Source organism: Nonomuraea sp. NPDC048826 (genome assembly GCF_043198225.1).
Classification (GTDB): domain Bacteria; phylum Actinomycetota; class Actinomycetes; order Streptosporangiales; family Streptosporangiaceae; genus Nonomuraea.
Map to the genome: position 1 here is coordinate 438,524 of NZ_JBICUQ010000003.1, position 22,510 is coordinate 461,033.

Sequence of the window (22,510 nt, forward strand, 5' to 3'; positions counted from 1 at the left end):
GTCGTCTCTTGGGAGGTCCCGCTGTCAGGCGGCCGGGACCTCCGCCTGCTCGGTGCCGGCCGGGACGTAGTCGTGGCGGACGCCGAGGTCGCCCAGCCACGCCCGCAGCCCGGCCACGGCCGCCGGGTCCGCGGCCACCTGGGCGGCGTACCCGGACAGCGCCACCTCCTCGCCGTCGTCGTACAGCAGCCGCGCCGGGCCCGACCAGGACAACGTCCAGCGGGCCTGGCCGTGCTCGATCAGCAGGCCCTCCAGGGCGGCGCCCAGCACCCGCGCCAGCAGCCCCTCGTCCGCCGTCCACCCCAGCTCGCGCAGCCGCTCCTCCAGCTCGGCCTGCCGCCCCCTGGCGATCGCCTCGAAGGCCGCGTCCAAATACGGCCTGGACGCCCCCACCACCCGGGCGCCCGCCACCGCCAGATCGGCCAGCGCCTCGGCGTTGCGTCCCGCGTACACGCCCCGCGAGACCAGCTCGTCCCAGGACACCGGGCGCAGCGCGGCCAGCGCCTGCGGCGTCCACATCGACTCCTCCACCGCGTTGGCGGCCACGTCGGCGTCGCGCAGCAGCATCAGCGCCGAACGCGGGTCAGGCACGAGGTCGGGCTCGGGCAGCCGCTCCACCGCCGCCAGCCGCTCGGCCAGGCCGGGGTGGGAGTCGTACGGGGACGTCTGCTCGGGCCGCTCGGCCAGCTTCGCCAGCTCGGCCTGCCGGGCCGGGTCGTTCAGCAGCGACTGGAAGCCGCCGAACACGGCCGCGGGCCGGTAGCCGCCCGTGCCCGCCATCGACAGGTAGGCGTCGGAGTAGAGCTCCCAGGCCGCCGCCGTGTAGTGGATCTTGCGTAGCGCCTCCGCCATCGCCAGACGTCCGCCGATCGCCACCGCGAACGCGTCGGCCTCCAGCTCCTGCCGGCGCGACACCGCCTGTGACACCCGCAGGTAGAGCCGGGCGTACCAGGTGAAGATCCGCTGCACGAACGGATGGCGGTGCAGGCTCTGGACGGTCGCGATGAGCGACACCCGGCCCCGGTAGACCGGCGCGCCCAGCCGGGTGTGCGCGCCGCTGTAGTGACCCAGCTCGTGCCCGAGCACCGCGCGCATCTCGTCCACCGTCAGCGTCTGCATCAGCGGCAGCCCGATGTACATGCGCCGCCCGGTGGCCCTCAGCCGCAGGAAGCGGGTGTCCTCGGCGACCGCCGCGTTCACGTCCGGCACCAGCCGGATCTCGTCCGGCGGGGCGGTGCGGACCCGGCGGGCCAGGTCCTCCACGGTCTGCCAGAGCACCGGCTCGTGCTCCCTGGTGACCGCCACACCCGGCTGCCCGCCGTCCTGCCGCCTGCTCACCATGATCAGGGCTCGTACGAGCGCGACCGCGACGAGCGACAGCACGACCGCGAACTTCACCAGCCCGGTGTGGAAGTCGACGATGAGCAGCACGTCGAGCGCGACCGCCGCCGCCACGAACCCGCCGACGAGCACGTAGAAGCCGCCGAGCAGGCTGAAGGCGAGGACGGCCCGGAACGCTGTCGTCATGGGTGAGGGCTCCCGGGGAAGGACGGTCTGGCGTGGCTCGACCCTAGCGAAAACCGGAAACCGGATAAAATCACTGCCCTTATGACCGGCTACGACGAGCACGACACGGAACGCTGGGTCCCGGAGCCTCCGGGCAACCCCGAGCGCAGCGCCTTCGAGCGCGACCGCGCCCGCGTGCTCCACAGCGCCGCGCTGCGCAGGCTCGCGGCCAAGACCCAGGTGGTAGGCCCGGCCGAGGCGCTCGGCGCGGGCCAGCACATCCCGCGCACCCGGCTCACCCACTCGCTGGAGTGCGCCCAGGTCGGCCGCGAGATGGGCGCCACCCTCGGCGTGGACCCCGACCTGGTGGAGACCGCCTGCCTCGCGCACGACCTCGGTCACCCGCCGTTCGGCCACAACGGGGAGACGGCACTCGCCGAACTGGCCGAGCCCTGCGGCGGCTTCGAGGGCAACGCGCAGAGCCTGCGCCTGCTCACCCGGCTGGAGGCCAAGGTCATCGCCGAGGACGGCAGCAGCGCCGGGCTCAACCTCACCAGGGCCGCGCTGGACGCCTCCATCAAGTACCCGTGGCCCCGCGGCGCATCGCCCAAGTTCGGCGTCTACGACGACGACCTGCCCGTCTTCCGGTGGATCAGGGACGGCGCGCCCGACGGCCGGGTCAGCTTCGAGGCGCAGATCATGGACTGGGCCGACGACGTCGCCTACTCCGTGCACGACCTGGAGGACGCGCTGCACTCCGGCCACGTCGTCCCCGAGGCGCTGCGCTCACCCGACGAGCGCGCCGCCGTCTGCCTGACGACCCGCACCTGGTACGCCCCCGGCGCCGATCTCGCCGAGCTGGAGGAGATCTTCGCCAAGCTGGTCGCCGTGCCGCCGTGGCCCCGCCGCTTCGCGGCCACCCTGTCCGACCTGGCCGGGTTGAAGGCGCTCACCAGCGGGCTCATCGGCCGCTTCTGCCGCGCCGCCCAGACCGCCACCATGGAGGCCCACCACCTGCGCCACCGGGCCAGCCTCGTCGTGCCGGAGCCGACCCGCCTGGAGTGCGCGCTGCTCAAGGGCATCACCGCCCATTACGTGATGGCCACCGAGGACCACCACGCCAACCAGGCCAGGCAGCGCGAGCTCATCATGGAGCTGGCCTCGCTCATCACCGTCGGCGCGCCCGCCACGCTGGAGCCCGCCTTCAGGGCGGCCTACGAGGACGCGCCGGACGACCCGGCCCGGGTGCGCGTGATCATCGACCAGCTCGCCTCGCTGACCGACACCTCCGCCGTCGCCTGGCACCGGCGCCTGTCACGCTGACGGCCTCACCCGAGGACGCCGACCGCGTCGGTCGGCGAGAGGGTGATCGCGAACTCCGGCGTGGGCGTGGCCCGGGTCCGCTTCCGCGTCGGCGTGGGCGTCGGGGTGGGCGCGGCGGCGGACTCCCGCGCCCCGCTGCACAGCACCCGGCACGGCGGCGACTCGCCCAGCTCGCGGCGGAGCGCCAGCGTCTCCTTGCGGGGCGAGAACGTGCGGTTGCCGCTCTGCCAGGCGTCGAGATAGTCCCACGGCTCGACCATGCCCCGGCGCACCCACCAGAGCCCGGGCCCGGTCTTCCAGGAGATCGCGAAGTAGAGGTTGGACCCGGTGTCGCGGGCGTTGCCCGACGTGCCGACCCGGCCCAGCTCACGGCCGGCCTTCACCCGCACGCCCGGCCGGATGCCCTCGGCCACGCTGTCGAGGTGACCGCCGAGGTAGCGCACCCCGTCGACGCCGACGATCGTGACGAACCTGCCCTCACGGTGGGCGCCCACGTCGGTGGACGGCACCCACTGGTTGACGGTGTTGACCTCGTCGACCACGCCGTCGACCGGGGCCACGAACGCGCACCCGCGCTTCGCCCAGATCGTCGTCTTCGGCAGCACCAGGAGCTTGCGCTGGTAGGTCACCTCACAGTCCTCGACCGGGAACGTGTAGGTGTACTTCGACAGCTTCGGCGGCGGCACCCGCACCGGCTCGCCGCCGTCGGGCGGCTTGACCGGGCCCTGAGAGGTGGGCACGGGCGTCGGCGAGCCCGAGTCGGACGAGGCGGCCGTGCGCACGCCCGCGATCCCGGCCGGCTGGCTGCAGGCGCCCGTCAGCAGCACGACGCCAGCCGACGCCACCACCAGGCCGATTCGCCCCGCTCGCATGATCTCCACCGTATCCGAGAGCAACCTTTACCTTTGTAGCCGACAGGGAGCGGTCCCATAACGTCTTTCCGACCAACGGACCCCACCTGTTCCACCCCGGTGACCGCCGTCCGTCCCGCAGGTCACATCGTGCTCAAGGGGATAAGTGTCGGGGAAGCCGAATAGACTCACGACGTGGCTGGCCGGATCCGTGACGTCGACATCGCGCTCGTACGCGAGCGTTCGCCCATCGCCGACGTGATCGGCGAGCACATCCAGTTGCGCAACGCGGGCGGCGGCAACCTCAAGGGGTTGTGCCCGTTCCACGACGAGAAGAGCCCGTCCTTCAACGTCACCCCCGAGCGGGGCATGTTCTACTGCCTCGCTGCCGAGACCCGGGTCGTGACGTGGGAGGGCGTCCGTCCTATCGCCGACCTCGCCGGTGGTGTGCATCGGATCCTCGCGTACGACGGCACCTGGGTGGACGCGCCGTTCATGTCCTTCGGTGTCCAACCGCTCATGAAGATCGTGATGAGTCGCAACGGGCAGAAGAAGGAGATCTTCGCGACGCCCGAGCACCGCTGGTTCGTGAGATCGGGACGAAAGCAGGACAAGCGCGCGGAGGTCATCACCAAGGACCTGAAACCGCGTCACCGCCTGGTCACGGTATTTCCCGGGTCTCGGGTGAAGCGCAGCACTCCGTCTCCCTTCGGCGTCGCGCATGGGATCACCTTCGGTGACGGCACTCGCGCGGGCACGGGGAGCAGGGCGACGCTTGACGGCGTCAAAGACGCGCAACTGATCAAGTGGTTTCCTCTCAGTCAGGTTTCGGAGGCTTTCGGCGGGGTGACCGCTCGCAAGCAGCTCTTGGTTCATCACCTGCCTCGCTTCTTCAAGGAACTGCCGCCCCTCACCGAATCGGTGTCCTACCTCTACGGCTGGCTGGCGGGCTACCTTGCCGCCGACGGGCATGTCGCCAAGGACGGCACGGTCATGCTCCATTGCGCGGACAAGCAGACCCTGGAGTTCGTCCGCACGGCCTGCACGAGACTCGGCATCGGCACCTACGGCATCACTGAGCAGGTGCGGGTCGGATTCCCCGGCCGGGAGCCCAGCTCCGTCTTCCGCGTCCACTTCGTCAACGACGACCTCACGGAGGAGTTCTTCCTTCTGGAGGAGCATCGCCTGAGATTCGCCGGTGCGCAGAAGGCGTTCGCCCGGCGCGGATGGACGGTTGAGTCCGTAGAGGAGACCGGGCGGGTGGAGGAGGTCTTCTGCGCGACGGTGGACCATGGCCACGCCTTCGTCCTGGAAGACAACATCTTGACGGGCAACTGCTTCGGCTGCTCCGAAGGCGGCGACGTGATCACCTTCGTGGAGAAGGTCGAGCACCTGACCTTCGGCGAGGCGGTCGAGCGGCTGGCACAGCGGGCCGGCATCCAGTTGCAGTACGAGCAGGGCGGCTACGTCCCGCGCCGCGACCACGGGGAGCGGGCGCGGCTGATCGAGGCGCACCGGATGGCCGCCGAGTTCTACTCCGACAAGCTGTTCGGGCCCGACGCGGGCCCCGGGCGGCGGTTCCTGTCGGAGCGCGGGTTCGAGCGGGCCGACGCCGAGCAGTTCGGGGTCGGTTACGCCCCGGCCGAGTGGGAGGCGCTGACCCGCCACTTGCTGGCACGCGGGTTCACCGCCGACGAGCTGGTCAAGGGCGGGCTGGCCAAACAGGGGCGGCGCGGGCCGATCGACCGGTTCCGCGGGCGGCTCATCTGGCCCATCAAGGACGCCACCGGCGACGTGATCGGGTTCGGCGCGCGCAAGCTGCTCGACTCCGACGACGGCCCCAAATACCTCAACACCCCCGACTCGCCCCTCTACAAGAAGAGCCAGGTGCTCTACGGCATCGACCAGGCCAAACGCGAGATCTCCAAGCGGGCGCAGGCGGTGATCGTCGAGGGCTACACCGACGTGATGGCCTGCCATCTGGCGGGCGTGCCGACGGCCGTGGCGACCTGCGGCACCGCGTTCGGCGAGGAGCACATCAAGATCCTGCGCCGGTTCCTGCTCGACCAGGCCGAGTTCCGGGGTGAGGTGATCTTCACCTTCGACGGCGACGCCGCCGGCCAGAAGGCGGCGCTGCGGGCGTTCGCCGACGAGCAGAAGTTCGTCACCCAGACCTACGTCGCCATCCAGGCCGACGGGCTCGACCCGTGCGACCTGCGGGTCAAGCAAGGCGACGCGGCGGTGCGCGACCTGGTGGCGAGCCGCGAGCCGCTGTTCCAGTTCGCCATCCGCAGCACGATCGACCGCTACGACCTGCGCAGCAACGAAGGCAAGATCGCGGCGCTCGACGCGGCGGCGCCGATCGTGGCCGGCATCAAGGACGCCGGGCTGCGCAAGCGCTACGCCATCGACCTCGACCGGTGGCTCGGGTTCATGGACGAGCGGTTCGTCATGCAGCGCATCGCCGAGGTGGGGCGGGTCCAGGCCGGCCGTCCCCAGGTCGCTCCCCGGCAGGCGCCGGTCGATCCGCACGTCCGGGTGGAGGCCGAGCTGCTCAAGCTGGCCGTGCAGCGCCCGGCGCTGCTCGGGCCGCGCTTCGACGCGCTCGATCCGCAGGCGTTCACCGCCGCCGACCACGTGACGCTGCACCAGCTGATCGCGGCCGCGGGCGGGCTGACGGCGGCGGGCCACGGCGGCCGCCCCTGGGTCGACCGGCTGCTGGAGCACGCCCACGAGACGGGCGCGGCGGCGCTGGTGACCCGGTTCGCGGTGGAGCCCATCCAGGCCGACTCCCACGTCGAGGAGCGCTACGCGGGCGCGATGCTCGCGGCCATCGAGGCGATCGCCGTCGACCGCGCCATCGCCCAGGTCAAGTCGCGGATCCAGCGCCTCAACCCGGTCGACGAGCAGCAGGAGTACAACCGGCTGTTCGGCGAGCTGGTGGCGCTCGAACAACAACGCCGCGTCCTGCGCGACCGCGCCGCCGGCACCTGACCCCGCGCCCGGCCTTCTCGCGACCCCACTCCGTCCGAGCATGCGGGCTTGCGCACCCTGTGGGCCTTGCGCGGGCGTGCCCTGCGCCCGACCGGTGCCGCCCTCGTTGAGAGGCCGCGAGATGCTCCTGGGCAACGTGCGTCCGGACGTGCCGACGGTCGGCCCAGGGTGGTGGCGTCGGACGCCGAACGGACGGTGGTGTGCGTGCCGGGGTCGGGGCCGTCGATGACCATCCACAACTGAGGGGCCGGAAGGTGCCTGCCGGGATACGGTCCGTCATCGCGGGGGCAGGGGAGGCCGGGATCGTGGAAACGTACACTATCCCCGGAGGGAAGATCTTCCGTACCGGAGGATAACCGAGCGCCCGGGTCGGAAATGCGGGGCGAAGCGGCGTTCCGGGCGTGTTCGAGCAGCATGGGCCATGTGTCCGGCGCTGCGGCGAGCCGGACACACCAATCCAAGTCGCGTAATTGACTTTACTTTCCTGATCAAACTCCGGCTAAACCTTAAAGGGATCTCAATTCGGTAAGGGTGATGGCCTTACCTTCTGTGCCAAAAATGGGTCTGCCATTTTATGGAACCAATACTGCAGACTGTCTCCCGTGGGTGCATCGGTGCTGCCAAGTGGACCGCCATCCGTAGATCAGGTGGCGGACCTCGTCGCGAAAGGAAGGGAGCGCGGAAGCGTAACCGTCGATGACGTCGCAGCCGCGCTTGACCGATCCGAGCTTCCCTCCGACGCGCTGGAACGCGTCGTGCGGATGCTCGCCGAGAACGGTGTGGAGGTCCTCGAGCCCCAGGGCGACGAGGAGACCACCCGCACCGATGAGGAAGACGTAGGCAAGCGGGCGCCGACCAGTGATCTGGTCCGTATCTATCTGCGGGAGATCGGCCGTGTGCCACTGCTGACGGCAGAAGAGGAGGTGGAGCTCGCCAAGTCGATCGAAGCCGGCCTGTTCGCCGAGGACAAGCTGGCCAACGGGGTCTCGCGTCTGGCCTTCCCGGAGTTCAGGGAGCTCGTCTGGCAGGGCACCCGGGCCAAGCAGCGCCTCATCGAGGCCAACCTGCGGCTCGTGGTGTCGATCGCGAAGCGGTACGTCGGCCGCGGGATGCTGTTCCTGGACCTGATCCAGGAGGGCAATCTCGGCCTGATCCGGGCCGTGGAGAAGTTCGACTACACCAAGGGTTACAAGTTCTCCACCTACGCCACCTGGTGGATCCGCCAGGCGATCACCCGGGCGATCGCCGATCAGGCGCGGACCATCCGCATCCCCGTGCACATGGTGGAGACGATCAACAAGCTCGTCAGGGTGCAGCGCCAGCTCCACCAGGATCTCGGCCGCGAGCCGATCCCGGAGGAGATCGCCAAGGAGATGGACCTCCCCGTCGACCGGGTGGTGGAGATTCAGCGCATCGCGCAGGAGCCGGTGTCGCTGCAGTCCCCGATCGGTGAGGAGGACTCGGACCTCGGTGACTTCATCGAGGACGCCGACGCGGTCGTGCCCATGGAGGCGGCGGCGTTCATCATGCTGCAGGACCAGCTCGACGACATCCTGGCGACGCTCTCCGACCGCGAGCAACGCATCATCCAGCTGCGCTTCGGCCTGGCCGACGGCCATCCGCGCACGCTGGAGGAGGTGGGCAGGGAGTTCGGCGTCACGCGCGAGCGCATCCGGCAGATCGAGTCGAAGACTCTGGCCAAGCTCCGTCACCCGACGAGGGCGCAGATGCTGCGCGACTATCTGGACTGAGCCGTGGTCACGACGGCGGGCCGGGGAGTCTCCCCGGCCCGCCGTCGTGTCACGAGCAGCCCTCGAACTGCGGCACCGCGACGGTGCCGAAGTCCAGGCCGGTGCCGTCGAACCAGGTGCGCAGCAGCTTGGCGGCGGTCCCGTCCTGGTACATGTCGGTGATGGCCCGGTTGACCTCCTCGCATCCCGCCACGTCTCCCTGGCGCATGCCGATCCCGGTCCGCTGCTCGTTGAACTGGGCGTTGGCCAGGCGCAGCCCGCCGCCGTCCTGCTTGGCCAGCCCGGCCAGGATGACGTCGTTGGTGGTGATGGCGTCGACCTCGTTCCGCTTCAGCGCCTGCATGCACGCCTGGTAGTCGGGGAACGGCTTGACCTCGGCCGCCACCCCGCGCTCCTCGACCACCCGCTGGGCCGCGTTGGCGCCCTGCACCTCGCAGATCCGGCGGCCCGCCAGGTCGCCCACGCCCTTGATCCGGCTCTCGTCCGGCCGGATCAGGATGTCCTGGTACGAGATGTGGTACGGGCCGGCGAACAGGACCTTCTGCTTGCGGTCCTCGCTGATCGTGTACGTGGCCACGACCAGGTCGGCCTCGCCGGAAAGCACGGCGTCCTCGCGGTCGGAGGCCAGCACCGGGATCAGCCGGTGCTTCTTGCCGAGCCGCTTGGCGATGTAGGCGGCCACGTCCACGTCGAAGCCCTCGAACGTGCCGCCCTTGCGGAACCCCACCGACGGCAGGTCGGGCCGGACGCCGATGACGATCTCGTCCTTGGCCAGCAGGGACTCCGGCGTGCCGGCCCCGCATCCGGCGGCCGCCAGCGCGACGGCCGCCGCCAGCACCACAGTCATCAGCCGCTTCACCGGTACTCCCTCAGTCGTGGCCACACGCCGAGCGCCAGCAGCACGCCGATGCCCGCGGCGCCGAACGGCAGCAGCCGCCACAGCCCGTTCAGCGCGCCCTCGCCGTCGCCGACCGCCGATCGGAACACCTGCTGGTGGCGTTCGGCCAGCGCGACCAGCGCGCTGTCGTACTCGTCGAACGCCTGCCGCACCGGCCCGAGCCGGGCCGTGACCGCGTCGGCGGTCCGGTTCTGGGCGGCCAGCCGGCGCATCCGGCTGTCGGCGGCCTGGTAGCGGGTGTAGGCGTCGATCGCCAGCTCGCCGCTCTGGCCACTGAGCTGCTGCCCCAGCATGCCCCGGTAGTCGTCGGCCTTCTGGGACACCGCGGCCTGGTAGGCCGTCAGGTTGCCGCCCTCCTGGTACAGCAGCCGCTGCGACTTGTCCAGGAACCGGTGCTGATAGGTGTCGGCCCGCTCCTTGTCGAGCAGGAAGCGGCTCTGGTCGCCCTGCATGCTGTTGCCGATGGCGCGGGCCCTGGCCAGCGTCACCACCGAGTCGAAGCCTTCGGACTTGGCGGTCCGCAGATGGTCCAGGTCCTGCTGGAGCACGTTCAGCCCGGTCACCGTGGCGATCGCGGTCAGCAGGGTGGCGGCGAGCAGCGCGGGCCCGAGGACCCGGCGGAACCGCCGGGCCAGGTACACCTGCAGGTACACCAGGCACGCGAGCGCCAGCAGCCCGGCCACGAGCACCGCGAAGCGCAGCAGCGGCAGCATCCCGGCCGTCTCGTCGTAGGTGCGGCGCACGATGGTGCCGCTCTCCAGCGTCAGGTTGTAGGCCTGCGGCAGCAGCACCTGGCGCATCAGGTCGGTCGCGTCCCGGTAGACCCGCACCACCTCGTCCGACGGCGGCCCGGCCGGGTGCCGGGCCTGGCTGTCGAGCAGCAGCGCCTGCGCGACCAGCCGCTCGTAGCGGCCCAGCCCGTCCAGCACCGACTGGATGGTGCGCCGCTCGGCCTGGTCGTCCCCGGCCAGCTCGAACGCCTCCAGCAGCGCCTGGTCGGCGGCCGTGCGCTGCTGCTCGTACCGGGCGAGCGCCTGCGCGCGCCGGGTCTCGTCGCCGGCGTCCATCACCAGCACGTCGGCGACCAGCGAGTCCATGTCGCTCAGCCCGAAGTACAGCCCGGAGGTGGCGACCACCTGGGGACCGGCGTCGCGGCCGATGAGCCGCAGGCCGTCGCCCGCCGTGGCGGCGCCGGCGGCCACGGCGGCGAACAGCAGCGCGAGCGCCGCCGCCGTCACCCCGGTCAGCATCCGGATCCTGCCGGGCACGCTGCCCGCGACCGGCCGTGGGGCGGGGGCGCTCGGGACGGGCGGCGCGGGGGGAATCTGCGTCACCGTCAAGGCGTGCCCTCCCTGATCGTGATCACGGTCCACGCGCCGAGGTGGACGCGGTCGCCCGCGCGTACCGGGACCGGCACGTTCACCGTGACGGGCTTGCCGTTGAGCAGGGTGCCGTTGGCCGAGCCCGGGTCGACGAGCATCCAGGACCCGTCGGGCTGGCCGAGCAGCACCGCGTGCAGGTTCGACACGCCGGGGTCGGTGGGCGGCCCGGCCAGGTCGATCTCCGGCACCAGGTCACGGCCCCTGCGGCTGCGCCCGATGCGCACCTGCTCGCCGGTGAGCGGGAAAGAGCGTTCCGGGCAGTACGGGGGAAAGGCCATCGCCGCGGCGTCCGGGCCTTCCTGGGCGATGACCTGCTCATAGTAGGCGCGGTCGGCCGCGGCCACCGCCTCCCAGCGGGCGCCCGTCAGCGGCGCCTGGACGGGCGGCGCGCCGCCTTCGAAGGAGTGACCGCACACCTCGCAGAAGGAGCCGACGCGCGGCGTGGCGCAGACGGGGCAGCCCTCCACCGTCTGCGTCGCCTGTCCCGCCGCCTGCGAAGGAGTCGTCGCCGCGGGTGCGGCGATCATGGCTCCGCACACGTCGCAGTAGTCGTCGCTGCCCGACGCGTGCCCCTGTGGGCAGGTCGCCATCAGCTGCCCTCCTGCGTCTTACGGAGCCTGCTGGTGCGGACGGAGCCGGTGTCGAGCTCGATCTCGTCGGCCTTGTCGACGTTCCTGACCAGCCGGGCGGTGCCCTGGACGGGGTCGATCTCGACGACCTTGTCCAGCAGCCTGGCGGTGTCCTCGCGGCCCGAGTCGGCGGCGATCTTCCTGGCCTTGGCCAGCCGGGCGGTGGCGGCCTCCACGTCGCCGGCCGCGCGGAGGCTCAGCCCGCTCTGGATCAGCTCGTGCAGCTCCGCCTGGCCGGTGTAGTGGGCGACCTTGGGGTTGATGCGGGTGGACTGGGCCAGGTCGTCGGTCCACTGGGCGAGCACGTTGCCGGAGGCCAGCACCTCCTGCGTGTCGGGCCGTACCAGCTTCACCCACCCGGCTCTGATCTCCTGGCCGACCTGCCCGGGCGGGACCTCGACGCACAGGTGGTACTCGCGGTCCTCCTGGCCCCACGCGCCGGTCGGGTAGTCGCCGGTCAGCGGGTTCACGTCGGTGCGCTTGCCGGTCAGGTCGAGCAGCGTGGGGGAGACCTGCTTGACGAACTTGAGCCGGGCGGCCTGCGGCACCCACACGCGCAGCGACAGGTCGGGCACGGTCTTGCCCATCGCGGTCTGGGTGATCCGGCGGAAGAACTCGGCCAGCTCGTTCTGGTTCCTGACGAACTCGAAGGTGCCGAGCAGCGCGTCGGAGACCATGCGGAGCTGGGCGGGCACCCAGTCGGCGCCGACGCCGAGGCTGTCGCAGACGAACTTGCCGCTCCAGGCGGCCAGGACGCCCGCGAACACGTGCTCCTGCTCGTTGTTCTGGCCGTCGGTCATGAGGAGGGCGTGCCGGACCGCGTTCGGGTGCGCCGACAGCAGGTGTCCGGCCAGCTTGAGCCACTCGCCGATCGCGGTGCCGCCGCGCGCGCTCAGCTTGGCGATGGCCCGCTGCGCCTCGGCCCGCGTCGCCGGGGTGGCGCGGACCAGCCCGGCACCGTCGGGATAGATCACCTTGGCCGTCGAGGTACCGGAGATCACCGCGAAGTACGCGCCGTCGCGCAGCGTGTCCACGGCCGTGGCGGCGGCGGTCCGGGCATCACGGATCTTGCTGCCGCTCATCGACCCCGACGTGTCCACGATGATCACTTCGGCGGCCTCGGTGGGGGCCTCCGCCACGGCCTCGCCGGTGGAGCCGATCGTGAGGACGGCGTGCACCTCCCGGGCGTCGGTCGACAGGTATTTGTTCTGGTCGATGTGCAAGGTGAAGGTGGGCTGGTCACCCATGCTTGCCTCCTGGATGGATCAAGGCGATGGTCACGTTGTCGTGGCCGCCGGAGTCGAGCGCGTGGCGCAGCATCTGGCGGACCTGGTCGAGCAGGGTCCCCTCGATGGGGAAGCGGTAGCCGTCGAGATAGCGCCACAGCCCGTCGCTGCAGACCAGCAGCAGCCCGGGGCCCGGCGGGGTGAACGTGCGCACCCGGGGGCGGACGTCGGGGTAGTCGGCCCCGAGCCAGGCGGTGATCTCCCCGGTGGGGGCCGCGTCGTCCTCGGTGAGCAGCGTGCCCTCCCGCCGGGTGCCGGCGTCGGCGAGCCAGTAGGCGCGGGTGTCGCCCGCCCAGCAGAGCGTGATCTCGTCCGGCCGCGTCACGGTGGCCACGTAGGTGCAGGCCGGGGCGTCGTCGGGCGACGCGGCGAGCTTGCCGACGGCCAGGCCGGCCAGCGCGAACGCCTCCTCGTGCGGGCGGCCGTCCGCCAGCGCGGCGGAGGCGACGGCGACGGCCGCGGCGGCCGCCTCGTCCGCCCGGGGCGAGCTCCCCACCCCGTCGCACACCACCGCGACGGTCCCCACGACCGCGTCGACCGGCGCGTCCTGTCCAGGGGGCTGGGGTGTCGGCGGGGTCGTGACCGCGCCCGCGGGGACGGTCGCCACGTTCTGGTCGAGGGACCGCGATGCCGGGACGGTCGGCGCGTTCTGGTCGGGGAACGGAGGCGCCGGTGGGGCCGCCTCCGGGGTGGGCTGCGTGGAGGCGGCGCTCAGCGGCATCGTCGGGGTCCGGAGCGGGACCAGCGCGACCGCGTCCTCGTTGCGCGCCCGGCGCTTGCCGCGGTCCGTCACCGCCGCGGCGCCGGTGTCGAGCACCACCTCGGCGTGGTCCCTGCCGGTGGCCTGGCGCACGCCGCAGTGCTCGCAGTAGCCCTCCGCGTCCACGGCCGCGACCCCGCAGGACTGGCAGGCGGGGGCGGTGAGCGGGTGGCCGCAGGCTTCGCAGAAGGAGTCGCCGGGGGCCACCGGCGACGCGCACAGCGGGCACATCACAGCCACGTCCGGGGCCGGACGGCGTTGGCCTGGTCGACCAGCGCGTGCCGTTCCTGCCGGGAGTGCGCCGCGCCGGCGAGCTCGCGGTAGAGCGACTCCAGCCGCCTGCGCACGCCCCGCTCCGTGAACGGGGTGCCCGCCACCTGCGCGCCCTGCTGCGGCGTGTTGCCGTCCAGCCAGGTGAGCGCGGCACGCAGGAGCTCGGCCGTCAGCTGCTTGTGACGGCGCGGGTCGAGGTTGGTCAGCCTGCCGAGACGCTCACCGGCGGCGACCAGCTCGGCCGGGTCCAGCCGCTGCCGGTCGCGGCGGGCGGCGGTGGCCACCAGTGCGAGCTGCGCGGCCACCCGGTGGCTGGAGGAGGTCGGCACCTCGTCGAGCACCGCCGTCCACCCGGCCCTGGCCAGCCCGAAGGCGGCGCTGACATAGGCGTGGTCGGTCCGCCACACGCTCTCGTACCAGGGAACGGGATCGCGGCCGGCCCGCTCCAGCGCGAAGGCGAGCGCGAGCTTGGGCGCCCGCTCGCCGGGCAGCATCGACACGCACCGGTCGAACGACGTCACCGCGAGGTCCTGGTCTCGCAGGGCGAGCCCGGTCACCCCGCGGTACCACGTGAGCCGCCAGTCGCCGGGCAGCGTCGGCTCCAGCTCGTCCAGCACCCGCAGCGCGTCCGCCGAGCCGTCCTCGGCCAGCAGCCTGGCCAGCGTCAGCTGGGTCTCCGGCGTCTTCGCCATGGCACGCACCTGCGCGGCCAGCTCGTGCGGCTGGCTGCCGGCGAGCCCGGCCAGCGCGCCGGCGGCCGGGTCGGCGGGGTCGGCCAGCGGCACCGGCAGCGACGTCACCGCCGCCCTCGGGGCCAGCGGCTCGAACACCAGGTGCGGGTGGTCGGCGAGCGCGGTGCCGACCGCGTCCCGCTCGGGCCCGAACTGGTGGGACGGCCCCGGGTACGGCACGCCGTCCTCCAGCGCGGAGACCTCGCGCAGCACCCCGACGAGCTGTTCCTCCATCTCCAGGGCGCTCTGGAACCTGGCGGCCGGGTTCGGGTCGGTGGCGCGGCGCAGCAGCCGGGTGAACGACTCGTGGCCGCAGTCGTCCGGCAGCGGCGCGGCCACCCCGCCCTTGGTGGGGCTGAACCCGGGGACGGCCAGCACCGCCAGCGTCCTGGCCACCGTGTAGAGGTCGGAGGCGACGGACGACGGCTGGGTGTCCAGCTCCGGCGCGTGGTAGCCGGTCGTCACCCAGGAGGACCCGGGCGGCGAGCCGATGCGCTGCACGGCGCCGAGGTCGATGAGCTTGAGCTGCCTGCCGACCCGGATCACGTTGGCCGGCTTGAGGTCGCAGTAGACCAGCCCGTGCTCGTGCAGGTAGGCGAACGCACGCAGGATCTCGCGCCCGTACATGAGCGTCTCCCGCAGCGGCAGCGGGTTCTGGCGGCGCAGCTCGTGCAGCGACTGGCCACCGACGTACTCCATGACGATGTAGCCGAGGCCGCCGGAGCGCTGGAAGTTGAAGATCTTGACGATGTTCGGGTGGTCGACCATCGTCAGGAAGCGCCGCTCGGCCTCCGCCGCCGCGAGCGCCTCGGCGTCGGCGGTGTTGAGCAGGCCCTTCAGCACCATCCAGCGGCCGTCGAGGTTCTCGTCGGAGGCCAGGTAGATCCAGCCGAGGCCGCCGTGCGCCAGGCAGCCGAGCACCCGGTACTGTCCGCCCACCAGGTCGCCCTTGGCCAGCTTGGGGGTGAAGGAGTAGGGGGTGCGGCAGTGCGGGCAGAACCCCTCGGTGCGGCCCGGCCGTCCCTCCACCGAGCGGCCGACCGGCTTGCCGCAGTCGAGCTTGGCGCAGAACCGCTTCTCCTCCTGCACCTGCGGATCGGACAGCACGGCGTTAGCCGGGTCGCGGTACGGCACGGACGGCAGGTCGGCCAGCTCCGCCAGCACCCCGGCCCGGGACCGTCCGCTGCTCGCGGGCCCGGTCAGGCCCCGGCTGGCGGGGCCCGTGCCGCGCACCGGCCGGGTGGCGGAGGAGGGCTGCGTCATCCCGGAGTGACCCGTCCACACGCCCGCCGTACCACCGGACGAGCCGCTCGCCGCCGCGGGAGCGGGAGCGGGCACGGGCGGTGAGACGGCGGCGGCGCCGCACAGGTCGCAGTAACCCTCGTCGATCGTGCCCGTGCAGCCCGGCTGCGCGCACGATGTCATCTTCCACCTCCGTGGATCGCCCGCTTGTACTGGTCGACGGCCGCGGCCGCCTTGGTCAGGTCGCACGGCGCGGTCCACAGCAGCAGCCGCGCCTGCTCGTACAGGCGCATCGCGGCCGGGTCCTCGACCATGCCGACACGTGCGGCCTTGGCCTGGCAGGCCCCGAGCAGGCCGCGCAGCTCGTCGCGCCTGCCCACCAGCCCGTGCAGCCCCCGCGCCGCCGCGGTCGCCTTCGCCTCGGCCTCCTGGGCGCGCTGTTCGAGTGCCGCCAGCCGCCGGGTCCGCTCCAGCCAGGAGTCGGCCGAGACGTCCAGCGCCGCCAGCGCGGCCTCCAGCTCCGGCATCGCGCTCCTGGGCTGCGCCTGCGGCGGCAGGGCGATCTTGACGACGACGGCGCCGTGCGCCAGCCGCGCCTCGCTCTCCGCCGCCCGTACGCGGTCGAGCGCGGCCTGCAGGTTCTCCCGCCGCGCGCCGTACTCGTCCTTGACCGCCAGCGCCTGCCGCAGCTCGGCCTGGATGTTCTCCAGGCCGCGGACCAGCGCGTCGAGCTCCTGCTTGACGTGGCCGGCCCCGAGTGGATCGGCCAGCACGGCCTCGCGCAGGCGGGTCAGGTCGGCTTCCTGGCGGGTCAGCTCGACGGGTTCGCCCAGCCGGCCGGCCAGCTCCCGCGCGCCGGCCAGCGCGGCGGCGGCCGCGTCGACCCGGGGGAGCAGCGCCGACCAGACGGCGTCGATCTCGGTGAGGGCGTCGGTGGCGGCCTGGAAGGCCGCGTCCATGCGCAGGATCGTCTCGTCGAGCGTGAGCCGCTCCTCGACCGGCGGCAGCAGCGAGCGCTGCTCGACCGGCTTGGCGGCCGCCTTCAGCAGCACCGACCGGCCTGCGAGGAGCGCGGTCAGCGCGTCCAGCTGCTCCCCGCCGAGCTTGGGCCGCTCGGCCCTGATCTTCTCCGCGTCGCGCAGGACGCCCCGGTACGCGTCGTACAGGGACCAGAGGGTGACCAGCGCGGTGTGCGCCTCCTCCCAGCGCCGCTGGGTCGCGCCGCGTAAGGAGGCGTTCTTGAGCACCTGGTAGGTCGTGTGCGACTCCAGGTCGAGCAGGTCGCCCGAGATGCGGTCACGCTCGGCGGCGCGGGCCCGCAGTGCGTGCTCGGCGCCTTCCCTGCTCATGGGTGGGCCCTGGCTCATCACGCTCCCGTGCGGTAGGGGTAGGGGGGACCCTGACTTGTCCCTGATTGAACCCTGTCACACCTGCAATCCGCTTAAAGGATCTCGTACGGTCGAGACATGGGACGAATCATCCTCATCATTGCAGCAGTCATCGCCGCCTTCATCCTGCTGGGTCCGCTGGTCGGCTTCCTCTTCGACCTGGTCAAGTGGGGCCTGATCATCGGCGCCGTGGCGTTCGGCGTCATGTTGCTGGCGAAGCGGGGCAGCAGAACGTAGCTTCCTCGGGCTTACCGGCGCATAGTGGGTGGATGGAAGCGCGGCCCGCGGTCGACGACGCCGCGCTCGGGCGCGAAGCACTCTCCGTGCTCGAGGCGAACTGGACGGGATGCGCCACCGTGCCCGCGCCCGGTCTCTATCCGCACCAGTGGAGCTGGGACTCGGCGTTCGTCGCGATCGGCCTGGCCAGACACCGCCCCGACCGGTCCCGCGCCGAGCTGCTCAGCCTGCTGGAGGGGCAGTGGGAGACCGGGATGCTCCCGCACATCGTCTTCCACACCCCCGAGGCGTACTTCCCCGGCCCGGCCGTGTGGCGCTCGGAGGACCACCCGGCGGCGCCGCGGGTCCTCACCTCGGGGCTGACCGCCCCGCCGCTGCACGGGCTGGCGCTGTGGTGGCTCTACCGGCACACCGGCGACGCGGCCTTCGTCAGGCGGGCCTTCCCGGCCCTGGCCGCCCAGCACGCCTACCTCTCCGGCGCCCGCGACCTCGGCGGGACGGGGCTGGCCGCCATCGTGCACCCGTGGGAGTCGGGCATGGACGACAGCCCGGCCTGGGACGAGGCGCTCGCCGCCCTCCCCGAGATCCGTTACGGCTACCGCAACGTCGACCTGGACGAGCGGCACCCCGACAGCGACCACGACCGCTACGTGTGGCTGGCCCTGCGCTACCGCAACTCCGGCTACCGCGCCGAATACCTGCGCGACGAGCACCCGTTCGCCATCGAGGACCCGATGTTCAACGGGATCTGGCTCGCCTCCTGCCACGCGCTGGCCGAACTGGCGCCGATCGCCGGAGCCGACCCTGCGCCCCACGCCGAACAGGCCGAACGCATCAGGAGCGCGCTGATCGACCGGTTGTGGGACGGCTGCTTCTACGCCCGCGACCTGCGCGGTGACCGTCTCGTCCGGATCTGTACCGTCGGCGGGTTCGGCCCGCTGCTCGACCCCGGGCTGCCCGCCCAGCACGTCGCCACGGCCGTCGAGTTCCTGGAGTCGGCCCGGTTCATGGGCGCCACCGGCTACCCGGTGCCCAGCTGCGAGATCCGCGCCGTCCAGTTCGACCGCACCCGCTACTGGCGCGGCCCGTCCTGGGTGAACACCAACTGGCTGCTGCGCCACGCCGCCGCCGTGCACGGCCTGGAGTCGCTCGGTCAGCAGCTCACCAACGGCACGCTCCGCCTCGTCAGGCAGGCAGGGTTCCGCGAGTGCTTCGACCCGTTCGACGGCAGCGGGCGCGGCTGCCGCGACTTCTCCTGGAGCGCGGCGCTCACCCTGGACCTGCTGGCCGACACGGCCGAGCGGTGAACCCCGGATACCGTTGAGTGGTGAACGTCTTCCGCCGTCTGCCCGCCGGCCTCCGCGCCTCCCTGACCACCGAGCCTGGCGAGCGGGTGCTCGCCTTCACCCCGTCGGACGACGGCCACCTGGTGGCCACCACGCTGGCGTTGTTCCTGCCCGACGGCACGAAACTGCCCTACGAGACCATCGACAAGGCGTCGTGGGACGAGCACGGGCTGCGGCTCTCCACCACCGGTGGCGACCGCCACCAGGTGCGGGTGCCGGAGCCCCGGCTGCTGCCCGAGACCCTGCGCGAGCGCGTCAACGCCACGATCGTGGTCAACAAGCACGTGCCGCTGCCCGGTGACGGCGGCGTGCGCCTGGTGGCCCGGCGCAGGCCGGGCGGCGACGACGTCGGCTGGACCCTCGTGTTCGACGAGGGCCTCGACCCTGACGACCCGGGCCTGCGGGCCCAGGCCGAGCAGGCGCTCGAAGGAATGAGGCGGAGCATGGGCGTGTGACGCGTCACCCGCCCATGCCCCTCGCCGTCAGTACGGAATCCCGGTGCGATCGGCCGTGGTCGTCTCGCCGACCTTCTCGTCCGGCCATCCCGTGCCACGGTCGGCACCCGTACCCGCCGTGCCGGCCTTGTCCTTCTTGCCGAACGGCATCTTGTCCTGCAACGGCCCGCTCATCTTCGACCGGGCCATCTCTCCGACCTGGGACGCCTTGGCCCCCATCACCCCCGCGGCCTCCTGCACCCTGGGGTTGTCGGCCACGCGCTGGGCCGTCCGCTTGATCTGCTCGTACCGTTCACGTCCAGCTCGGCTGCCGAGCACGTACCCGACAGCCAGTCCCATGACGAATGGCATTCGATACCGCATGTTGCACCTCCGCTCCCACGGCTACCCCGCTGACGATGCGACACGCACTCCAGGAGTGCGCTAATCTATTCGTGCGCCCGACGGAGCGGCCTAAACCGCCCTCCGATCAGCGCGGATCACCCGATCCCGCGTAGCTCAACGGCAGAGCAGCCGGCTGTTAACCGGCAGGTTAGAGGTTCGAGTCCTCTCGCGGGAGCTTCGGTTCCGTAGATCAAGCCCCTTCCTCACCTTGAGGGCAGGGGCTTGAGTCGTTCCAGGAGCCGGCTCGCCGGCCGCGACTCCCTGAGAGCAGCCGGATCTGCCGGCCGATCAGCGCATACTGCGGATATACCCGCCGTCGCTAACGTCCTTCGCCAGTCAGTCAGGCGAACGAAGGAGAAGCGATCATGGGAAGCTCCTGGATTTCCCGCGGCGTCACCGCCGCGGTCATCGCGGGCGTCACCCTGCTGGGCACGACGCCCGCGTCGGCGGCGAGCTACTGGAGCTCGGCAGCGTCGGCGAACGCCACGTCGGTGGGCACGGTGACGGAGAAGAAGGTCACCATCGGCGGCCGCACCTTCACGATCCAGCTTCGCGTCGGGAAATATGGCAGCCACTCCTATATGTGGGCTCGCGCCCCCAAGGATTCCGATGCGTACGGTGTGCTGCTGATCATGCAGGTCTACAACGCGTCGACCAGGAAATGGGAGTCCCGGCACGAATTCCTCAACAAGAAAACGGCTTACACGGACGCGCACCGGTCCGTGCACAAGTACGGGTACAAGGCCTGTGCGAAGGACTCCGGCCTCGGCGGAGCCGCTCCCGTGTGCACCGGCGCCCGCTGGGTGTGATGATCGCTCAGCAGGGCCAGGTGGAGGCGCTCACCTCGTACGCGGTGTTGTCCGGCTCGGAGTCGAACGACACGTCGAAAGAGATTTGGGTGCCGTCGATCTCCTTCACCATGGCGTTCAGCGCGTCGCGGCGGTGAGTTCGGTGATCTGCGCGGCCACGGCCTGCGGCGCGTCGAGGTGGACGAAGGTCCTGGCGCCCGGCACCTCGACGAGTTCGGCGTCGGGGAAGGCCTGGCACAGGCGCCGGCCGAGGGCGGTGGGGAAGGCGCGGTCGGCGGTTCCCCAGACGATGCGAACGGGCTTCGGGAAGTTCTTCAGCCGGGTGGAGACGCCGAGCAGGTCACGCCGGTCGAGGGAGCGGAGGAAACGCACGGCGTCCCGGCGGATCAGCGGGTCCGTGAGGGCGGGCTCGATCCACGACCGGGTCAGGGCGGGGTCCAGGGAGTTGGCCAGCAGGCCGAAGCCCAGCGGGGAGTGCCGGAAGCCGCGCAGGCGCATCGGCAGCAGGTTGATCTTCATGCGTCGTTCGCCGGCGAGCAGTCGGAAGATGACGTTGTAGGGGAAGGGCGGGAAGGTGTCGAACGCGTCGCAGTTGGTGAGCACGACGCGGCCGATCCGGCTCGGGTCGATGTCGAGGACGAACTGGGTGAGCGCGCCGCCGGTGTCGTTGCCGACGAGGGTGACGTCGTCCAGGTCGAGCGCTGCGAGAAAGCTCAGGATCTGCCGGGCCACGCCGCGCGGCGACTGGTCGGCGTCGGGGCGCAGCGGGGTGCGGTGCGCGCCCAGCGGCCAGTCGGGCGCGTACGAGCGGATGCCCTGCGCGGCGAGTAACTCGGCGACCTCGGTCCAGACCTTGCCGTCGGCGAGGAACGCGTGGACGAACACCACCGGCGGGGCGGTGGAGTCCGCCGGTCCGGCGACGCGGTAGTCGAGGGGGCCGCTGGGGAGCTGAACGGTCGACATGGTGGCGCTCCTTCGCTGGTGGCGATGAAGTAACATACTGTGTGCATGTAACTTACGGACAGACTGTATGAAAAACACGCGTCGAACGCAAGCGGAGCGGACGGCGGAGACCCGTGCCGCGCTGGTGGCGGCCGGTCGCGAGCTGTTCGCCGAACACGGCTTCGCGGGGGTCGGCACCGAGACCCTGGTCCGCGCCGCCGGGGTCAGCCGGGGCGCCCTCTATCACCAGTTCGGCGACAAGACCGAGCTGTTCGCCGCCGTCCTCGCCGACGTCGAGGGCGAGGTCGCCCGGCGTCTCGCCGACGTGGTGCTCTCCGGCGGCGCGACCGACTTCGTGAGCATGATGTCCCGGGCCGTCGACGCCTGGCTCGACGCCTGTGACAGTCCCGTGGTGCAGCGGATCGTGCTGATCGACGGGCCGGCGGTGCTCGGCTGGGAGCGCTGGCGCGCCATCTGCCAGCCCCACATCCTCGGGCTGATCGAGTCGGTGCTCACCGCGGGCGTCGCGGACGGGACGTTGCTCCCGTTGCCGGTGAAGCCCCTGGGACACATCCTGCTCGCCGTCGCGGACGAGGCCGCCCTGTATCTGAACGCGGCCGAGGACCGTGCGAAGGCCAGGGACGAGATCGCGCAGGTCATCGATCCGCTGGTGCGGGCGCTGGTCAGGCCCGAACCCGCGCCGTGAAGGGATGAGCCGTTCCGCCGGGATGTACGGACGAGGCGGCCTCTGTCACAGTGAAGTCCGTGAGCCCCGCGGCCCGGAAGCCCCCGTCGGAGGGTGTCGCCCGCACGCAGAAGATCGTGCTGCACGTGGTCCCGCCGTCCTTGGCGGTGTTCGGCCTGGTGCGGCTGCTCACCACCGGGCTCTCGGGGAGCCAGGTCGTCGAATCGGTGCTCTTGGTGGTGCTCGGCGCGGGGCTCACCGTGAGCAACGTCCGGGACCTGGTGCGGAGGAAGGGCCGGGAGATGAGCACGGAGCCGCTGTTCGAGATCACGATGCGGGGCTACCGCCGGCGCGACGTCGATCAGTACATCGCCGCGCTGCAGGCGGGCCGAGGCGGGGAGGTCGCGGTCCCGGTGTCCCGTCCCGGGTTCGCCGTGGTCTGGCGCGGCTACCACCGCCGTCAGGTGAACGACTATCTCGCCGCCCTCGAAGGCGGTCGCCCTCACGCCTCGTAGCGGGAACGTCACACAGTTTCCCGTTTTGCCGGACAGCGGCCGACCGGACCGGTCAGGATGGGACCTGCCGCGGACAAGCCGTCACGGCGGTGTGGAAAGGGCACCGCCACCAGGACGTGCTGC

General features: G+C 71.7%; 21 protein-coding genes and 1 tRNA gene. 11 read left to right on the forward strand and 11 right to left on the reverse strand.

Annotation, left to right across the window (positions count from 1 at the left end; genetic code table 11):
- Positions 1-24: 24 nt before the first annotated feature.
- Positions 25-1,527, reverse strand: a complete 1,503-nt coding sequence (locus tag ACGFI7_RS12580) for a M48 family metallopeptidase (RefSeq protein WP_393402878.1) — start codon at positions 1,525-1,527, stop codon at positions 25-27.
- 81 nt (positions 1,528-1,608) lie between these two features.
- Between ACGFI7_RS12580 and ACGFI7_RS12585 the strand changes: the two genes are divergently transcribed.
- Positions 1,609-2,829 carry a deoxyguanosinetriphosphate triphosphohydrolase gene (locus tag ACGFI7_RS12585; protein ID WP_393402880.1) on the forward strand — a complete coding sequence of 407 codons (1,221 nt, stop codon included), beginning with the start codon at positions 1,609-1,611 and terminating at the stop codon, positions 2,827-2,829.
- 5 nt (positions 2,830-2,834) lie between these two features.
- On the opposite strand, the gene ACGFI7_RS12590 is transcribed toward ACGFI7_RS12585, so the two are convergent.
- Positions 2,835-3,701 (reverse strand): M23 family metallopeptidase, encoded by an 867-nt coding sequence (locus tag ACGFI7_RS12590; protein WP_393402882.1) that lies wholly within the window; start codon positions 3,699-3,701, stop codon positions 2,835-2,837.
- A 174-nt stretch (positions 3,702-3,875) separates the two neighbouring features.
- On the opposite strand from ACGFI7_RS12590, the gene dnaG reads away from it, so the two are divergent.
- Complete coding sequence (gene dnaG, locus ACGFI7_RS12595; protein WP_393402885.1) at positions 3,876-6,674, forward strand: DNA primase; 2,799 nt, start codon at positions 3,876-3,878, stop codon at positions 6,672-6,674.
- Positions 6,675-7,321: 647 nt separating this feature from the next.
- On the forward strand, positions 7,322-8,425 hold the full coding sequence (rpoD, locus tag ACGFI7_RS12600; RefSeq protein ID WP_393402887.1) for an RNA polymerase sigma factor RpoD: 1,104 nt from the start codon (positions 7,322-7,324) through the stop codon (positions 8,423-8,425).
- 49 nt (positions 8,426-8,474) lie between these two features.
- Here the strand turns inward: rpoD and ACGFI7_RS12605 are convergent, their stop codons facing one another.
- The 7 genes from ACGFI7_RS12605 to ACGFI7_RS12635 are packed head-to-tail and all read right to left on the reverse strand — an operon-like array spanning position 8,475 to position 16,975.
- Positions 8,475-9,284, reverse strand: a complete 810-nt coding sequence (locus ACGFI7_RS12605; protein ID WP_393402890.1) for a transporter substrate-binding domain-containing protein — start codon at positions 9,282-9,284, stop codon at positions 8,475-8,477.
- Positions 9,281-10,657 (reverse strand): hypothetical protein, encoded by a 1,377-nt coding sequence (locus ACGFI7_RS12610; RefSeq protein ID WP_393402893.1) that lies wholly within the window; start codon positions 10,655-10,657, stop codon positions 9,281-9,283. The genes ACGFI7_RS12605 and ACGFI7_RS12610 overlap by 4 nt, the downstream gene beginning before the upstream one ends.
- Positions 10,658-10,659: 2 nt before the next feature.
- Positions 10,660-11,295 (reverse strand): FHA domain-containing protein, encoded by a 636-nt coding sequence (locus ACGFI7_RS12615; protein WP_393402896.1) that lies wholly within the window; start codon positions 11,293-11,295, stop codon positions 10,660-10,662.
- Positions 11,295-12,581: a VWA domain-containing protein gene (locus ACGFI7_RS12620; protein ID WP_393402899.1), complete on the reverse strand. Its 1,287-nt coding sequence runs from the start codon at positions 12,579-12,581 to the stop codon at positions 11,295-11,297. The genes ACGFI7_RS12615 and ACGFI7_RS12620 overlap by 1 nt, the downstream gene beginning before the upstream one ends.
- Positions 12,574-13,611: a PP2C family serine/threonine-protein phosphatase gene (locus ACGFI7_RS12625; RefSeq protein WP_393403918.1), complete on the reverse strand. Its 1,038-nt coding sequence runs from the start codon at positions 13,609-13,611 to the stop codon at positions 12,574-12,576. Before ACGFI7_RS12625 ends, ACGFI7_RS12620 begins: the two co-directional genes overlap by 8 nt.
- Positions 13,611-15,809 carry a tetratricopeptide repeat protein gene (locus ACGFI7_RS12630; RefSeq protein ID WP_393402901.1) on the reverse strand — a complete coding sequence of 733 codons (2,199 nt, stop codon included), beginning with the start codon at positions 15,807-15,809 and terminating at the stop codon, positions 13,611-13,613. The genes ACGFI7_RS12625 and ACGFI7_RS12630 overlap by 1 nt, the downstream gene beginning before the upstream one ends.
- Complete coding sequence (locus ACGFI7_RS12635) at positions 15,806-16,975, reverse strand: hypothetical protein (RefSeq protein ID WP_393402904.1); 1,170 nt, start codon at positions 16,973-16,975, stop codon at positions 15,806-15,808. Before ACGFI7_RS12635 ends, ACGFI7_RS12630 begins: the two co-directional genes overlap by 4 nt.
- A gap of 117 nt (positions 16,976-17,092) precedes the next feature.
- Between ACGFI7_RS12635 and ACGFI7_RS12640 the strand changes: the two genes are divergently transcribed.
- From ACGFI7_RS12640 to ACGFI7_RS12650, 3 genes are read left to right on the forward strand one after another with little or no spacing between them, the layout of a single operon-like run.
- Complete coding sequence (locus ACGFI7_RS12640) at positions 17,093-17,251, forward strand: hypothetical protein (RefSeq protein ID WP_393402907.1); 159 nt, start codon at positions 17,093-17,095, stop codon at positions 17,249-17,251.
- A gap of 32 nt (positions 17,252-17,283) precedes the next feature.
- Positions 17,284-18,558: an amylo-alpha-1,6-glucosidase gene (locus ACGFI7_RS12645; RefSeq protein WP_393402909.1), complete on the forward strand. Its 1,275-nt coding sequence runs from the start codon at positions 17,284-17,286 to the stop codon at positions 18,556-18,558.
- A gap of 20 nt (positions 18,559-18,578) precedes the next feature.
- The gene (locus tag ACGFI7_RS12650; protein WP_393402912.1) at positions 18,579-19,052 is read left to right on the forward strand and encodes a hypothetical protein; all 474 of its coding nucleotides are present in this window, start codon (positions 18,579-18,581) and stop codon (positions 19,050-19,052) included.
- A gap of 27 nt (positions 19,053-19,079) precedes the next feature.
- Here the strand turns inward: ACGFI7_RS12650 and ACGFI7_RS12655 are convergent, their stop codons facing one another.
- Entirely contained in the window at positions 19,080-19,415 is a 336-nt protein-coding gene (locus ACGFI7_RS12655; RefSeq protein ID WP_393402915.1) for a YtxH domain-containing protein, read from the reverse strand.
- 124 nt (positions 19,416-19,539) lie between these two features.
- On the opposite strand from ACGFI7_RS12655, the gene ACGFI7_RS12660 reads away from it, so the two are divergent.
- The 3 genes from ACGFI7_RS12660 to ACGFI7_RS12670 all read left to right on the forward strand — a co-directional run bounded on the left by ACGFI7_RS12660 (position 19,540) and on the right by ACGFI7_RS12670 (position 20,382).
- Positions 19,540-19,611, forward strand: a tRNA-Asn gene (locus ACGFI7_RS12660).
- Positions 19,612-19,801: 190 nt separating this feature from the next.
- Positions 19,802-20,245, forward strand: a complete 444-nt coding sequence (locus ACGFI7_RS12665; RefSeq protein WP_393402918.1) for a hypothetical protein — start codon at positions 19,802-19,804, stop codon at positions 20,243-20,245.
- Positions 20,245-20,382 carry a hypothetical protein gene (locus ACGFI7_RS12670; RefSeq protein WP_393402921.1) on the forward strand — a complete coding sequence of 46 codons (138 nt, stop codon included), beginning with the start codon at positions 20,245-20,247 and terminating at the stop codon, positions 20,380-20,382. The genes ACGFI7_RS12665 and ACGFI7_RS12670 overlap by 1 nt, the downstream gene beginning before the upstream one ends.
- On the opposite strand, the gene ACGFI7_RS12675 is transcribed toward ACGFI7_RS12670, so the two are convergent.
- Complete coding sequence (locus ACGFI7_RS12675) at positions 20,363-21,208, reverse strand: alpha/beta fold hydrolase (protein ID WP_393402923.1); 846 nt, start codon at positions 21,206-21,208, stop codon at positions 20,363-20,365. The genes ACGFI7_RS12670 and ACGFI7_RS12675 overlap by 20 nt on opposite strands.
- Positions 21,209-21,275: 67 nt before the next feature.
- Between ACGFI7_RS12675 and ACGFI7_RS12680 the strand changes: the two genes are divergently transcribed.
- Together ACGFI7_RS12680 and ACGFI7_RS12685 are read left to right on the forward strand one after the other, a co-directional pair.
- The gene (locus tag ACGFI7_RS12680) at positions 21,276-21,893 is read left to right on the forward strand and encodes a TetR/AcrR family transcriptional regulator (protein WP_393402926.1); all 618 of its coding nucleotides are present in this window, start codon (positions 21,276-21,278) and stop codon (positions 21,891-21,893) included.
- A gap of 59 nt (positions 21,894-21,952) precedes the next feature.
- Entirely contained in the window at positions 21,953-22,387 is a 435-nt protein-coding gene (locus ACGFI7_RS12685; RefSeq protein WP_393402928.1) for a hypothetical protein, read from the forward strand.
- Positions 22,388-22,510 lie beyond the last annotated feature (123 nt).

Coding starts and splice junctions, on each gene's coding strand:
- ACGFI7_RS12580 (WP_393402878.1), bottom strand. CDS start 1,527: ATGACGACAGCGTTCCGGGCCGTCCTCGCCTTCAGCCTGCTCGGCGGC.
- ACGFI7_RS12585 (WP_393402880.1), top strand. CDS start 1,609: ATGACCGGCTACGACGAGCACGACACGGAACGCTGGGTCCCGGAGCCT.
- ACGFI7_RS12590 (WP_393402882.1), bottom strand. CDS start 3,701: ATGCGAGCGGGGCGAATCGGCCTGGTGGTGGCGTCGGCTGGCGTCGTG.
- ACGFI7_RS12615 (WP_393402896.1), bottom strand. CDS start 11,295: ATGGCGACCTGCCCACAGGGGCACGCGTCGGGCAGCGACGACTACTGC.
- ACGFI7_RS12620 (WP_393402899.1), bottom strand. CDS start 12,581: ATGGGTGACCAGCCCACCTTCACCTTGCACATCGACCAGAACAAATAC.
- ACGFI7_RS12625 (WP_393403918.1), bottom strand. CDS start 13,611: ATGTGCCCGCTGTGCGCGTCGCCGGTGGCCCCCGGCGACTCCTTCTGC.
- ACGFI7_RS12630 (WP_393402901.1), bottom strand. CDS start 15,809: ATGACATCGTGCGCGCAGCCGGGCTGCACGGGCACGATCGACGAGGGT.
- ACGFI7_RS12635 (WP_393402904.1), bottom strand. CDS start 16,975: ATGAGCAGGGAAGGCGCCGAGCACGCACTGCGGGCCCGCGCCGCCGAG.
- ACGFI7_RS12640 (WP_393402907.1), top strand. CDS start 17,093: ATGGGACGAATCATCCTCATCATTGCAGCAGTCATCGCCGCCTTCATC.
- ACGFI7_RS12645 (WP_393402909.1), top strand. CDS start 17,284: ATGGAAGCGCGGCCCGCGGTCGACGACGCCGCGCTCGGGCGCGAAGCA.
- ACGFI7_RS12655 (WP_393402915.1), bottom strand. CDS start 19,415: ATGCGGTATCGAATGCCATTCGTCATGGGACTGGCTGTCGGGTACGTG.
- ACGFI7_RS12665 (WP_393402918.1), top strand. CDS start 19,802: ATGGGAAGCTCCTGGATTTCCCGCGGCGTCACCGCCGCGGTCATCGCG.
- ACGFI7_RS12670 (WP_393402921.1), top strand. CDS start 20,245: ATGATCGCTCAGCAGGGCCAGGTGGAGGCGCTCACCTCGTACGCGGTG.
- ACGFI7_RS12675 (WP_393402923.1), bottom strand. CDS start 21,208: ATGTCGACCGTTCAGCTCCCCAGCGGCCCCCTCGACTACCGCGTCGCC.
- ACGFI7_RS12680 (WP_393402926.1), top strand. CDS start 21,276: ATGAAAAACACGCGTCGAACGCAAGCGGAGCGGACGGCGGAGACCCGT.